Genomic DNA, 14,160 nt, shown 5'->3' with positions numbered 1-14,160 from the left:
CGCGGAACGTACACGGGAAGGTGAGCGGCGATGACGGACGAGCACGGGGACGACGGAATCCTGCGGGTCGCCCCCGCCGGGGCGGAGGTCGGGATCACCCTCACCACCCCGTCCGGCGAGCGCACCTTCCGGTGCAGCCCGGCCCGCGCCCGGGAACTGGCCGCCGCTCTCGGCCTCGCGGCGGACGAGGCCGAGAGCGGGCCGGCCGACCCGGTCGCCGTCAGGGCGGACGAACTGCGCCGCGGTGATGTGCGCGACGGCGACCGCGCCATGACCGTGGCGGCCGTCCGCGTCGAAGGCGGTACCGCCCATGTCACCTGGGCGTCCGGGGCCGGCCGCAGCTGGAACCAGATGTACGACGCCGGGGCCGCCATCCCGCTCCGGCGCCGGGGCCGGCTGCCGGGGGCGTGAGCCGGGAAGGCCCCGTTCGCGCGCGGCCCGGCGGCAGGAGCACCCTGGAAGGGAGACCTTCCGTGGAGGTGAACGCCATGACCCGGACCGCTGTCGGATGGCACATCGAGCTCGAATTCGAGGAGGACGCCCACCGCACCCGCGCGGCCGCCCTGGTGCGGCTCTCGGACGGACAGGAGGTGCGCGCCCACGGCTATGCCAGCCGCCACCCCTCCGACGCCGAGCAGCCCCGGGTGGGGGAGGAGATCGCCGGGGCCCGCGCGCTCAACGAACTGGCGATGAAGCTCCTGACCAAGGCCCACGACGAGATCGACGAGGCGGCCGGCCGCAGCTCGTACCCGCTGAATCCCCGCTGACGCGGCCCCCGCGGGACCGCGGGACGCTTGTACGAGAGTGGTCGTAATTTGACGGGCGTCGTACTACGGGATGTATCGTACTAGCGATCCTTCCGTACCCGGCGAAACGGAGTCCGTCGTGAGTGCCCTCTTCGAGCCCTTCACCCTCAGGTCGCTTGTCGTGCCCAACCGGGTGTGGATGGCACCCATGTGCCAGTACAGCGCCGCGGTGGAGGGGCCGGAGGCCGGTGTCCCGAACGACTGGCACTTCGCCCACCTCGCCGCCCGCGCCACCGGCGGCACCGGCCTGATCCTCACCGAGGCCACGGCCGTCAGCCCCGAGGGCCGCATCAGCCCGGCCGACCTCGGCATCTGGAACGACACCCAGGTGGCGGCGTTCCGCCGGATCACCGAGTTCGTCAAGGCGCAGGGGTCGGTCGTGGGCATCCAGCTCGCCCACGCCGGACGCAAGGCTTCCACCGCCGCGCCCTGGACCGGCGGCGGCCCCGTCGGGCCCGAGGCGCACGGCTGGACCCCGGTCGGCCCCAGCCCGCTGCCCTTCGACGACGGCTATCCGGTCCCGCACGAGCTGACCGCCGACGAGATCGCGGGCGTCGTGGACGACTTCCGCCGGGCCGCCCGCCGCGCCCTGGACGCGGGCTTCCAGGTCGCCGAGGTGCACGGCGCGCACGGCTACCTCATCGGCCAGTTCCTCTCCCCGCACAGCAACCACCGCACCGACGAGTACGGCGGCGGCTTCGACAACCGCGTGCGCTTCGCGCTCCAGGTGGTCGACGCCGTGCGCGAGGTGTGGCCGAAGGAGCTGCCGGTCTTCTTCCGCGTCTCCGCGACGGACTGGCTCACCGAGAACCCCGAGGACGAGCGCGAGGGCTGGACGGCCGACGAGACGGTGCGGCTCGCGGCGCTCCTGCGGGACCACGGGGTGGACCTGCTCGACGTCTCCACCGGCGGCAACGCGCCCCGCGCCCGTATCGCCACCGGCCCCGGCTACCAGGTGCCCTTCGCCGAGCGCGTGAAGCGCGAGACCGCGCTGCCCGTCGCGGCCGTGGGTCTCATCACGGACCCGCAGCACGCCGAGAAGATCCTCACCGAGGGGCGCGCGGACGCCGTCCTCCTCGGGCGCGAACTGCTGCGCAGCCCCTCCTGGGCCCGGGACGCCGCCCGCGCGCTGAACGGCGCGGTGCACGCCCCCGATCAGTACGGCTACGCCATCTGATCCGTAGTCAGGTACTTCCCTTTCGACCCCGGCCGCCCTCTTCGCACCCAAGGTGTGCGAAGGGGGCGGTCTGCGCGCACCCGTCACGGGCCGGCGCCGGCCGGGCTTTCTATCGTTGAAAAATCCTCGCGCACGACTGTTGTTCTGCGTTTGATGTTGTGGCTCAATGTTCGATTGTGTGCTGTGCCTCACAGGTTCGAGGCACTTCAGCTCTCTCGACAGGACGACGCCTTGAGACCACAAACGCCCCACCCCCGCGCTCTGTTCAGGACAGCGGCCTGCGCCGCCGCGCTGCTCATCCCCCTCGGTGCCACGCTCGTCCCGGCCGCCGCGGCCACCCCCGCGAGTGCCGCCTCGACCACCTTCAAGGCCGGCGACCCGGCCACCACCGTCCACGGGCTGAAGGGCGAGTACTTCAGCATGTCCGCGCCGGGTGCGCGCGACTTCGACAAGCTGGGCGGGGTCTCGCTCGACCCGAACATCAACTTCCCCGGCCTCACCGGCACGTTCGAGTCGACCACCGGGCGGACCGAGAACACCACCGCCCGCTGGACCGGCTTCCTCACCGCCCCCGAGGACGGCGACTACACCTTCGCCGCCAGCGGTGACAACGGCTTCCGGCTGTTCATCGACGGCAAGGCCGTCATCGACCACTGGGAGCCCGACTGGGACAACGAGCAGACCAGCGAGCCGATATCGCTCAAGGCCGGCGAGGCGCACGAGTTCAAGCTGGAGATGTTCCAGGACACCGGCGGCGCCAACATGTTCCTGCGCTGGTCCAGCGCGAACCTGGCCAGGCAGTTCGTCCCGGAGTCCGCCTTCACCCCGCCCGCCGACTTCGAGGTCTACCCGGTCGGGCTGAGCATCGCGGACAACGGCACCGAACTGCACGCGGTCTTCGAGGACCAGGTCAGCGACTACGCGGACCTGAAGAACCACCTCACCATCGAGGCCGACACCACCCCGATGCCGGTCAAGTCCGTCACCCGGACCCGCGGCGGCAGGGAACTCGTCGTCAAGCTGGACGCCGCCGTCCTCAAGGACCAGCGCGTCAAGATCGCGTACGACGGCGAGGGCGGCCTGAAGTCGGGCGGCGAGACCGTCCCCGAGATCAACCGCACGGCCACCAACAACTCCACGCACCGTCTCACCACCCAGTGGGGCGACAAGGTCGACCGCGACCACCCGCTGCCCGAGTACCCCCGCCCGCAGCAGGTGCGTGACAAGTGGCAGAACCTCAACGGGCAGTGGGAGTTCGCCGGGGCCGAAGCGGGTGAGAAGCCCGTCTTCGGCAAGAAGCTCGACGAGCGCATCACCGTGCCGTACCCGGTCGAGTCGCAGCTCTCCGGCCTGGAGCGCCACGAGGACCACATGTTCTACCGCAAGCTCGTCACCGTCCCGAAGAACTGGGCCGTCAAGGGCGACAAGCACGGCAAGAGCAACCGGCTGAAGCTCAACTTCGGTGCCGTCGACTACCAGGCCACCGTCTGGGTCAACGGCAAGCAGGTCGCCGAGCACACCGGCGGCTACACCGCCTTCAGCGCCGACATCACCGACGCGATCAAGGGCAGCGGCCCGCAGGAGATCGTCGTCGCGGTCACCGACACCACCGGCCCCGACCAGCCCACGGGCAAGCAGTCGGCCAACCCCGGCGGCATCTTCTACACCGCCTCCTCCGGCATCTGGCAGACCGTCTGGATGGAGCCCGTCGCCCCGGCAGCCGTCGACTCCCTGACGACCACGCCGGACATCGACAAGGGCCGCCTCGCCCTGACGGTCAACTCCGAGGACGCGTCGAAGTCCGCCACGGTCACCGCCGTCGCCCGTGACAAGAAGGGCAAGGTCGTCGGCAGGACCAGCGGCCCGGCCAACCGCGAGCTGAGCCTCCCGGTCGCCAAGCAGCACCTGTGGACCCCGGACGACCCGTACCTCTACGACCTGGAGGTCACCCTCAAGGACGGCCGGTACAAGGACACCGTCGGCAGCTACTTCGGCATGCGCTCGGTCGGCATCGCCGACGTCGGCGGCTACCGGAAGATCGTCCTCAACGGGAAGCCGTTCTTCTCGCTCGCCCAGCTCGACCAGGGCTTCTACCCGGACGGCCTGAACACCGCGCCCAGCGACGACGCGCTGGTCTTCGACCTGAAGGCGCAGAAGGACCTCGGCTTCAACTCCGTGCGCAAGCACATCAAGGTCGAGCCCGCCCGCTGGTACTACCACGCCGACCAGCTCGGTCTGTTCGTGTGGCAGGACTTCGTCTCCGGCAACCTCACCAATGAGAAGGGCCACCAGGCCTTCCTCGACCAGGGCGCCGAGATGATGAAGCAGCTCCACAACTACCCCTCGATCGGCTCCTGGATCGTCTTCAACGAAGGCTGGGGCGAGTGGGACCGCACCGAGACCGGCAAGATCACCGAGCAGGTCCAGGCCGCCGACCCCTCCCGCATCGTCAACGCCCACAGCGGTGTCAACTGCTGCAACTCCAAGGGTGACTCGGGCAAGGGCGACATCATCGACCACCACGACTACAACAACACCGACCCGGCCTTCCCGGACGCGAACCGCGCCGCGATGGACGGCGAGCACGGCGGCTTCACCCTGCGGATGCCCGGCCACATGTGGCCCGGCGCCCCGACCGTGATCTACAGCGGTGTCGCCGACAAGGCCGCGCTGACCGCCAAGTACGTCGAGAACACCCGCAAGTACTACCTGGAAGCGGCCGGCGCCGAACTCTCCGGCTCCATCTACACCCAGGTGACCGACCTCGAGAACGAGCTCAACGGCCTCTGGACGTACGACCGCCGCGAGATCAAGGTCGACGCCGCCCAGGTCCGCGAGATCAACCGCGAGGTCATCGCCGCCGGCGCCGCAGCGGGCTCCCGCACCCCGGTCAAGGGCGGCGCCTCCTGGTCGCTGGACGAGAACAAGGGCACCAAGGCCGCCGACAGCGGCCCGAACCACAAGGACCTCACCCTCACCGAGGGCGCGTCCTGGACCACCGGTGTGCACGGCTCGGGGCTGAAGTTCAACGGTGAGGGGCAGTACGCGGAGACCGACGGCCCGGTCGTCGACACCACCGGCGACTACACCGTCTCGGCCTGGGCCTCCCTGGACGCCCTCCCGGGCAACTACGCCACCGTCGTCAGCCAGGACGGCCGGCGCCAGGAGAACCCGTTCTATCTCCAGTACGGTCAGGGCGCCTTCGCCTTCTCCACCCCCGGCGCCCACCGCGCCCGGGCGGAGATGACCCCCGAGCTCGGCCACTGGTACCACCTGGTCGGCGTCCGCAGCGGTGACCGGATCAAGCTGTACGTGGACGGCAAGCTCGCCTCCACCGCCGCGGCCGGACCGGCCGACGTCAGCAGCGGCGCCCTGTCCGTGGGCCGCGCCAAGTGGTCGGGCGGCAACACCGACTTCTGGAACGGCTCCGTGGACCAGGTCCAGGTGTACGACAAGGCGCTCACCGACCAGGAGGTGACCGCGCTGTACGACGGCGGGAAGGCGTAAGCCCTCCCCGCCAACGGGACCGCTCCCGGCGGTGCGCGGCACAGGCCCGCACCGCCGGGAGCCTCCGGCTGCCCGCCCCGCTACGCCCCGCTGCTCTCCCGCACCAGCAGCCGGTGCGGCACCACGATCCGGCGCGCCGCCAGCCCCGACAGCCGCCCGAGGACACGCTCGCTCAGGCACTGCACCGCCCGCTCCGCGATCTGCGCCAGGTCGGGCGACACCGTGGTCAGCGAGGGCGTGGAGAACCGCCCGTCCTCGATGTCGTCGAAGCCCACCAGCGCCAGCTCCCCGGGCACCCGCACCCCCAGCTCACCGGCCGCCCGCAGCGCCCCCAGGGCCAGTTCGTCGCTGAAGCAGAACACCGCGTCCGGGCGCTCCGGCAGATCCAGCAACGCGCGCAGCGCCCGCGCCCCCTCCTCCCGGTGCAGGTCCGCCACCTCCACCTCGGCGACCGGGCTCAGCCCCGCCTCCGCGAGCCCCCGCCGGAAACCCTCGGCCCGCAGCTCCGCGGTGCCGTGCCCCAGCGCGGACTGGAGCCCGATCGCGGCGACCCGCCGGCGGCCCGCCGCCACCAGGTGCCGGGCGGCGTCCCGGGCCGCCGCCACGTTGTCCAGGGCCACATGGTCGATGGACCCGTGCGGATCGAGTTCGCCGAGGACGACGAGCGGCAGGCCGCCCGCGAGCGACGCCAGTTCGGCGGGGGGCGTCGACCACGGGCTGATGACCATGCCGTCCACCTGGTGCCCCTCGGAGCCGTCCAGCAGCCTGCGCTCCAGGTCCGCCCGGCCCCCCGTGCGCTCCACGAGCACCGTCCAGCCGCGCTCCTGGGCGGCGTCGATGAGCAGACCCGTCAGCGCGCCGAAGTAGGGGGAGTGGATCTCCGGGACGGCCACACCGATGAGCCCCGTGCGGCCCTGGCGGAGGTTGCGGGCGGCGAGGTTGGGCCGGTAGCCCAGCTCCTCCACCGCGGCGAGCACCCGGGCCCGGGTGCCGGGCGCCACGGGTGCCGCGTTGCTCACCACGTTGGAGACGGTCCTGACGGACACACCCGCGAGCGCGGCCACGTCCTTGAGTCTCGCTGCCACGTTCGGTGCTCCTGCTCTCGGCCGGCGGGCGCGGGTTCCGCGCCCCGTGCGCAGTGACCGTAACAGGTGGCGCGAGATCGGCCCGCGCAGACTCTTGCCACGTTGGTTGCAACGTTGCAACATGGGGGTGCTCCGAACGAAGGAAGGACCACACCATGACTGATGCCGCCATCACCACCGCCCCCTTCCCGCCCGCCGAGGACGCGGTGCGCGACCTGTACGGCCCGGGGATCACCGCGTGCCGCGGGGCTTTCACCCCGGAGTGGGCGGACCGGATGCGCGAGGACATCGACGCGGCGTTCGCCGAGGCGCGCGGCCGGGAGGGCGGCGCGGTCGGCCGCGGCCCGCACCGCTACTACGTGGAGATCCACCCGGAGCAGCTGCGGGGCTTCGTGGAGCTGGTCGACCACCCCTGGGTGCGCGCGGTCAGCGAGGCGGTCCTCGGCCCCGACTACCGGATCGTGGAGCTGGGCTTCGACGTGCCGCTGGCCGGGGCGGTGAACCAGCCCTGGCACCGCGACTTCCCGATGCCGGAGGAGACCCGCCGCGACCGCAGGCTGACCTCGCTGGCGTTCAACCTCACGGCCGTCGACACCCGTGAGGACATGGGCCCGTTCGAGATCGCGCCCGGCACCCAGTGGGACGACGACGCCCGCTTCGGGCACGCGATGTTCCCGCGCCGCGAGGACTACCCGCGCTACGAGGCGCTGGCCGAGCGGAAGTACCCGCAGCGCGGCGACATCTCGGCCCGGTCGGCCCTGACCATCCACCGGGGCACGGCCAACCAGTCGCAGGACCCCCGCCCGGTCCTGGTGCTCGGGGTGGACGCCCCGGGGGCGGGGAACGACGGCCACCATGACATGGCGGTGACCCGGGACTACTGGGAGTCGCTGCCCGAGCGGGTCCGGGCGCACCTGGGCTGCCCGGTGGTCGACCGCCTCGCGCCCATCGTGCAGAAGCACACCATCGAGGGCCTGGTCATGGGCGACGCGTGACGCGACCGGGGCCCGGCGGCGGACCGCCGCCGGGCCCCGGTGCTCGTCTCAGGGTGCCCAGGGCGCCTCCACCGCCCAGGTGGTGTCCTCGGTGAAGGTGGCCGGGTTGTCCCAGTCGTGCCCGCCGCCCGGGGTGGCCAGCCACACCTCCGACTTGATGTGCCGCAGATAGCTGCCGGGCAGGTTCGCGCTGGTCAGCCGCACACCGCCGGAGCCGGCGACCGCGCACCAGGTGGCGTCGGCCCGGTAGAGCGCGGACCCGTCGTTCGCCTCGCGGCGGACCCGGAAGTCCCGGTGGCGCAGATACTCGCCCGGGTAGTTGCGCGACTCGAACGAGTAGCAGTTGCCGTTCGCCAGGCCCGGCACGATCTTCCAGGTGGCGTCGTTCCTCAGCAGCGCGCCGCTGTTGGCGTCGACCACCTCGGTGAAGGCCAGCGAGTCCTGGTGGCGCAGATACCGATCGGTGTAGCCGGGTGTGGTGACCCTGAGGGACTTGTACTGCCCGGTGGGCAGCGTCACCGGCGGGGCCGGGTTCTTCGAGGCGTTGATGAGGGCCTGGTTCGCGGCCCGCACCCGCGCCGCGTCCACCTTGACGATCTGGCGGTCGTAGGTGAGGAGCCCGTTGGCCTCGTTCTCCACATCGGTGATCTCGGTGTAGACCGAGGCGGACAGGCCCGCCGGGAGCTGGCCGGTCCGGATGCCGTCGATGAGTCCCACGAACCGGTCGTTCAGCGCGGAGAGGCTGGGCTGGTCCTCGTAACTGAAGCCGCCTCCGGGGAACCACTCGTGCCCGGGGACCTTGTAGCCGAGGCCGCCGAACTCGCCGAGGACGGCCGCCCTGGTCGAGGTGGGGGCGGTGTTGCCGGGGCCGACGTAGATGTGGTTGTCGACCACGTCACCGTTGCCGCCGTCCACCGAGCCGCAGCAGTTGACCCCGCTCATGTTGTCGACCAGCCGGGTCGGGTCGTACGCCTTGACCTCGTTCGCGATCCGGGCCTGGTCGTACTGCCCCCAGCCCTCGTTCTGGTCCACCCACATGACCAGCGACGGCGAGCTGCGGTGCTGGTCGATGATCGCGTGGAACTCCGCCTCCCACTGGGTGCGGGCCGCCGAATCCGGGGACTTGCCGGTGTCCATGGCCGGCATGTCCTGCCAGACCAGGAGCCCCAGCTTGTCCGCCCAGTAGAACCAGCGCTGCGGTTCGACCTTGATGTGCTTGCGGACCATGTTGAACCCGAGGTCCTTGTGGGCCTGGAGGTCCGACTTCAGGGCGGCGTCGGTCGGCGCGGTGTAGATGCCGTCCGGCCAGTAGCCCTGGTCCAGGGTGCCCGTCTGGAAGACGAACTTCCCGTTCAGCACGGGCCGCAGAACGTTGTCGACCTTCGCGATCGCGATCGAGCGCATCCCGGTGTAGCTGCCGACCGAGTCCGTCACCGCCGCACCGTCGAGCAGGTCCGCCCTGACGTCGTAGAGGAACGGGTCGTCCGGAGTCCACAGACGCGGGTTCGGCACCGGTACGGAGACCGTGGAGCCGACCGTGCCGGTGGCCGTGCCGACCACGGTGCCGCCGCTGGATACGGTGACCCTGGCCGTACGCCCGGAGGCCGAGGCGGCCTGCACCTTCACCCGCAGGGTGCTGTCGCCCAGGTTCGGCGTCATGTCCAGCCGGGTGATGTGCGCGGCGGCGACCGGTTCCAGCCACACGGTCTGCCAGATCCCGGAGGCGGCGGTGTAGAAGATCCCGCCCCCGCTGTGCGGACGCACATCATTGATGCGCTGTTTGCCGACCGCCTGGCCGCCGGTCTGCGTCGGGTCGTAGACGGACACGACGACCGTGTTCGTACCGCCGTTGAGCTGGGGTGTGATGTCGTACGAGAACGAGTCGTAGCCGCCCTTGTGCACGCCCACCTGGGTGCCGTTGACCCAGACCGTGGTCTGCCAGTCGGAGGCGCCGAAGTTGAGCACGGTCCGGCGGCCGTTCCAGTTGGACGGCACGGTGAAGGTGCGCTTGTACCAGAGCTTGTCGTTCTCGGTGATCCTGCGCTGGATGCCGGAGAGCGCGGACTCGGCCACGAACGGCACCCGGATCTGCTCCGGCCACGACGACGGCTGCCCGGCGTCCCGTCCGGTCACCGCGAAGTCCCAGATGCCGTTGAGGTTGGCCCAGTCGGACCGGGTCAGCTGGGGGCGCGGGTACTCCGGCAGCGGCTTGTCGACCGGGACCTGACTGGTCCAGGGCGTCGTCATCGGCGGCGTCCTGGGCGACCAGGACGCGGCCCCGGCCGGCGAGGCGCCGACCCCGACGAGCGCGGAGGACACCAGCGCCAGCAGGCCGGTCGTCGCGATCGCCCGTCTCCACCACGGCCTTCGGCCGGGTACTCGTAAACGGCTCACAGGTTCGTCTCCTTGATTCGGTTCGGCCCCCGGGATACGGGAGCGGTATGGGGGGAGTGCGCGGAGCACCCGGAATCAGACGAGCTGCCAGAGGTGGTCGTCGGTGCCGTTGTCGTCGAACTGGACGACGTGGGCGCTGTTGTCCGGGGACATGTCGTCGACGCCGAGGACCTTGCCGGAGTGGCGGTTGCGGACGCGGTACCACCCGGCGCCGTCCGGGACGAGCTGCCAGAGGTGGTCGTCGGTGCCGTTGTCGTCGAACTGGACGACGTGGGCGCTGTTGTCCAGGGACATGTTGTCGACGCCGAGGACCTTGCCCGAGTGGCGGTTGCGGACGCGGTACCAGCCGTCGCCCTCCGCGACCAGCCGCCAGTCGTGGTCGTCGGTGCCGTTGTCGTCGTACTGCACGACGTGGGCGCTGTTGTCCGGGGACATGTCGTCGACGCCGAGGACCTTGCCGGAGTGGCGGTTGCGGATGCGGTACCAGCGGTCCGCGAGCCACGGCTCCGCGTCCGGGCCGGCGGTCGGGAACGAGGTGATGCGCAGCCTGGCCGCCCCCATCGGGACGAGGGTGACCTCCTCCACCGGCTCGGCGCTGCGGGCCGGCGAGTCCTGGAGCGGGGTCACCACGTGCTCGTCGTCGGCCGTCCACTCCGGGATGCGGCGCGCCTTCGCGGTGATGGACAGCGGGGTCCCGTCGAGCGTGAAGGGGTTGGCGTCCCCGATCCGCCGGGCGGTGTGGTGGCGCAGGGACGCGGCGGGCCGCTTCGCGTCCAGGACGAGCCCGTAGTTCCAGGGGCCGGCCGCGTGGACCGCGTACTCGGGGAACGTGTCGCTGCCGCCGATGCGCTCGTACGTCTCGCCGATGCGCAGCGAGTACGTGAGCGGGCCCCGGTCCACGCTGACGGAGCCGTGGTTGCGCGCCCAGGTGCGTACGGTGGTGCGCTGCGGGAAGCGCAGGGTGACCCGGTCCCCGTCGGCCCAGGTGCGGTCGATCCGGGTGAAGGCGGGCCCGGCCGGGGCGTTCACGCGCCGCCCGTTCACCGCGATCTCGGGGGAGTCGCACCAGGCGGGGACGCGCAGCACCAGCGGGAAGGCCAGCCGCCTCGGGGCCTTCAGGGTGAGGGTGACGGTCTCCTCGAACGGGTAGTCCGTCTTCTCGGTGAACGTGACCTCGGTGCCGCCGGCGACCTCGGCCGTCACCTCGCAGGCGGCGTACATCGCGGCGGCCAGGCCCCCGTCGGGGGTGGCGAGCCACAGCTCCTCGGTGAAGTACGGCCAGCCCATGCCGTAGTTGTGCGGGCAGCAGCGGTACTGGTCGACGCCCGGCAGGAACGCCTGCATGGCGAAACCGTTCTGGAACTGGCGCCGCGACTTGGGCACGTTGTCCAGGTCGACGCTGTTGGCGCTGGTGATGTAGTGGATCGCCTTCCCCGACGGGTCGAGCGAGGCGGGCAGCGAGTTCAACGCCAGCTCCTCGCAGCGGTCGGCCCACAGCGGGTCGCCGGTGATCCTGGTCAGCAGCTGGTGGCTGGCCATGAACTCCACGATCCCGCAGGTCTCGAACCCCTGCCGGGGGTCGCCGTGCCCGGGCCGCGCGTTCTCGTCCCCGGCGAAACCGCCGCCGGGGAACTGGCCGTACCGGTCCATGGCCTTGCCGTACGTCCCGTACGTGTCCCGGGTGTCCTGTGCCGAGCCGCTGCGCAGCGCGTACTGGGCCGGCTCGCGGAAGCCCTGGGCGATGTTGACGTTGTGCGGGTTGACCAGGTTGTCGCCCCAGTCGGCACCGTACGTGTGGATCTTGTCGGCGAGGTCCAGCAGGAAGGCGTCCCCGGTGCGGTTGTAGAGCCAGAAGACGCTGTCCAGGCCGTCGCCCCAGCGCAGGGCGATCCAGCTGGTGTTGAAGGCGCCCGGGCCCTGGGCGTTCATGTAGCGGAAGAAGCGGCTCAGGAAGGGGATGATCCGGGTGTCCCCGGTGTACTCCTGCCAGGAGCGCAGGGCCTGCACCAGCGGCAGGAACGGCCAGAAGTCCGGGCCGCCGTTCAGCGAGGTGCGCAGCGCCTTCGGGCCGAAGAACCCGTCGGACTGCTGGGTGGCCAGGATCGCGTCGAACCAGCGGCGCACCGCCGTCAGCGCCTTCGCGTCGCCCGTGACGATCGCCAGGTCGGTGTAGCCCCGCAGCCAGTACGGGACCTCCTCCCAGCCGCCGAGTTCGGGCCGGACCCAGCCGGTCGCCGCGAAGTCGAGGAAGTGCGAGAACTCCTCGTACCGGCCGCACAGCCCGTCCAATTGCAGCCTCAGCTGTCCGGCGAGCCAGCCGCGCGCGGTGACCTTGCCGGGCGGGAGTCTCAGGAAGGCGGTGGGGTGCAGGGGCGCGGCGTTGGGGGAGTAGTGGCCGCCGTGCGCGGGCCGCACGCGGTGCTCGGCGGCGGTCGCGGTGGCCGACCAGCGGCCGGCCGCCGTGGTGGCGGCGACGGTGGCGAGGGCGCCGGTCATGAGCTGTCTGCGGTTCAGGGGCATGGGGAGGGCTCCTGCTCTGCCGGACACGGAGTCCGACTCAAGTAATGCGCATGACAAGAGGAGGGCTGTCACGGGGCGTCGCTCCGGACCGGAGGCGCGCATGGTGAAGAGCGCCGCCGCGGTCCGGGCGGAGGGTGCGGTGCCTCTTATGCAACGTTGGAAAACAGGGTTCCGGCGGTATGACAGCACGCCGTCGGGCGGCTGTCCAGGGGTGCGGCGGCATCTCCCTCGCCGGGTGCCGTCACCCGGTGAGGCCCGCCCCGACACATTTTGGAAACGCATCGACAACGCTCTTGCCGCCCGTGCCGCACCGCCTATATAACGTTGTAAACCGAGCCGCCGAGAGGCCGCGCAGGCTCTCACGACCGCAGTTTGTGCAGCTAGGGGCCGTCTCCTAGCGGGGCCGTGAGTGCAGTGCCATCAGCCGCCGCGCAGCGGCCGATGCATCGTCCAGCCATGACCGACGCACGCCGATCCGGCGTGCCGTCATCCCGCCAAGGAGCCCCGCGCATGATGATCCAGCGCCGACCCCGTACCCTCGCCGTGGCCTGCGTCCTCGCCGCCACCGCCACGCTGGCCGTTTCCGGCTGCTCCAAGTCGGAGAGCTCGGACAACAACGCGAGCAGCGACAGCAGTCAGGCCGCACAGGCGGCCGAGACGCCCGAGTCGTCGTCCGGTTCCGGCTGCTCGCTGCAGAGCTACGGGGCGCCGAAGCTCGACCTGAAGAACGCGGTGGTCGGCTTCTCCCAGTCGGAGAAGGAGGCCAACCCCTTCCGCATCGCCGAGACCCAGTCCATCAAGGACGAGGCGAAGAAGATCGGCGTCAAGAAGCTGCTCACCACCAACGCCCAGTCGCAGCTGTCCAAGCAGATCAGCGACATCCAGGACATGCTCGCCCAGGGCGCCCAGTTCCTCATCGTCGCCCCGCTGAACTCGGACGGCCTGGAGCCGGCCCTCAAGGCCGCCGCCGCCAAGAAGGTCCCGGTCCTCACCGTCGACCGCAAGCTCAACGCCACCGCCTGCAAGGACTACGTGGCCTTCCTGGGCTCCGACTTCGTCGAGCAGGGCAAGCGTGCCGCCGACGCGATGATCAAGGCGACCGGCGGCAAGGGCAAGGTCGCCATCCTCCTCGGCTCGTCGGGCAACAACGTCACCACCGACCGCACCAAGGGCTTCGTGGACCAGCTCAAGGCCGAGGCCCCCGACATGGAGATCGTCGCCCAGCAGACCGGTGAGTTCGCCCGCGACAAGGGTCAGCAGGTCACCGAGCAGCTGATCCAGTCCAAGCCCGGCATCACCGCCATCTACGCGGAGAACGACGAGATGGGCCTCGGCGCCGTCACAGCGGTGAAGGCCGCCGGCAAGAAGCCCGGCAAGGACATCAAGATCGTCTCCGTCGACGGCACCCGCAACGCCGTCCAGGCCATCGTCAACGGCGAGTACAACGCCGTCATCGAGTCCAACCCGCGCTTCGGTCCGCTGGCCTTCGCGACCGCCCAGAAGTTCTACGGCGGCGAGGAGATCCCCGAGAACGTCATCATCAGCGACCGCGCCTACGACGAGTCCAACGCCAAGTCCACGGTCGGCAACGCGTTCTGATCCCAGCCGGCCCCAACTGCCCGTACCGGCTCCGTCGGTTCACCGCCGCCGTGGCGCACCCCCGCCACGGCGGCCAC

9 protein-coding genes are annotated in these 14,160 nt (G+C 71.0%); 6 read left to right on the top strand and 3 right to left on the bottom strand.

From position 1 onward, the window contains the following. Positions 1–30: 30 nt before the first annotated feature. From FKN01_RS13070 to FKN01_RS13055, 4 genes are all read left to right on the top strand, one after another. A complete protein-coding gene (locus tag FKN01_RS13070; RefSeq protein WP_143619836.1) occupies positions 31–411 on the top strand; it encodes a hypothetical protein in 381 nt (126 codons plus the stop codon). A 77-nt stretch (positions 412–488) separates the two neighbouring features. Continuing rightward, positions 489–767 (top strand): DUF1876 domain-containing protein, encoded by a 279-nt coding sequence (locus FKN01_RS13065; RefSeq protein ID WP_143619835.1) that lies wholly within the window; start codon positions 489–491, stop codon positions 765–767. A gap of 118 nt (positions 768–885) precedes the next feature. Next, complete coding sequence (locus FKN01_RS13060; protein ID WP_143619833.1) at positions 886–1,983, top strand: NADH:flavin oxidoreductase/NADH oxidase; 1,098 nt, start codon at positions 886–888, stop codon at positions 1,981–1,983. A gap of 231 nt (positions 1,984–2,214) precedes the next feature. Beyond that, complete coding sequence (locus FKN01_RS13055) at positions 2,215–5,490, top strand: LamG-like jellyroll fold domain-containing protein (RefSeq protein WP_143619831.1); 3,276 nt, start codon at positions 2,215–2,217, stop codon at positions 5,488–5,490. Between the two features lie 80 nt (positions 5,491–5,570). Here the strand turns inward: FKN01_RS13055 and FKN01_RS13050 are convergent, their stop codons facing one another. Then, positions 5,571–6,575: a LacI family DNA-binding transcriptional regulator gene (locus FKN01_RS13050; RefSeq protein ID WP_143619829.1), complete on the bottom strand. Its 1,005-nt coding sequence runs from the start codon at positions 6,573–6,575 to the stop codon at positions 5,571–5,573. Between the two features lie 155 nt (positions 6,576–6,730). On the opposite strand from FKN01_RS13050, the gene FKN01_RS13045 reads away from it, so the two are divergent. Beyond that, the gene (locus FKN01_RS13045) at positions 6,731–7,570 is read left to right on the top strand and encodes a phytanoyl-CoA dioxygenase family protein (RefSeq protein ID WP_143619827.1); all 840 of its coding nucleotides are present in this window, start codon (positions 6,731–6,733) and stop codon (positions 7,568–7,570) included. Between the two features lie 48 nt (positions 7,571–7,618). Here FKN01_RS13045 and FKN01_RS13040 read toward each other — a convergent pair whose 3' ends face one another. Both FKN01_RS13040 and FKN01_RS13035 read right to left on the bottom strand, forming a co-directional pair. Further along, a complete protein-coding gene (locus FKN01_RS13040) occupies positions 7,619–9,889 on the bottom strand; it encodes an AbfB domain-containing protein (protein WP_143620031.1) in 2,271 nt (756 codons plus the stop codon). A gap of 150 nt (positions 9,890–10,039) precedes the next feature. Then, positions 10,040–12,484 carry an RICIN domain-containing protein gene (locus FKN01_RS13035; protein WP_143619825.1) on the bottom strand — a complete coding sequence of 815 codons (2,445 nt, stop codon included), beginning with the start codon at positions 12,482–12,484 and terminating at the stop codon, positions 10,040–10,042. A 510-nt stretch (positions 12,485–12,994) separates the two neighbouring features. Between FKN01_RS13035 and FKN01_RS13030 the strand changes: the two genes are divergently transcribed. Continuing rightward, positions 12,995–14,083, top strand: coding sequence for an ABC transporter substrate-binding protein (locus FKN01_RS13030; RefSeq protein ID WP_143619823.1), 1,089 nt, complete (start codon positions 12,995–12,997; stop codon positions 14,081–14,083). Positions 14,084–14,160 lie beyond the last annotated feature (77 nt).

Source organism: Streptomyces sp. 130, assembly GCF_007096885.1.
Lineage (GTDB): Bacteria > Actinomycetota > Actinomycetes > Streptomycetales > Streptomycetaceae > Streptomyces.
The sequence above is the reverse complement of the archived record's forward strand: the minus strand, read 5'-3'. Positions and strand labels throughout refer to the sequence as shown.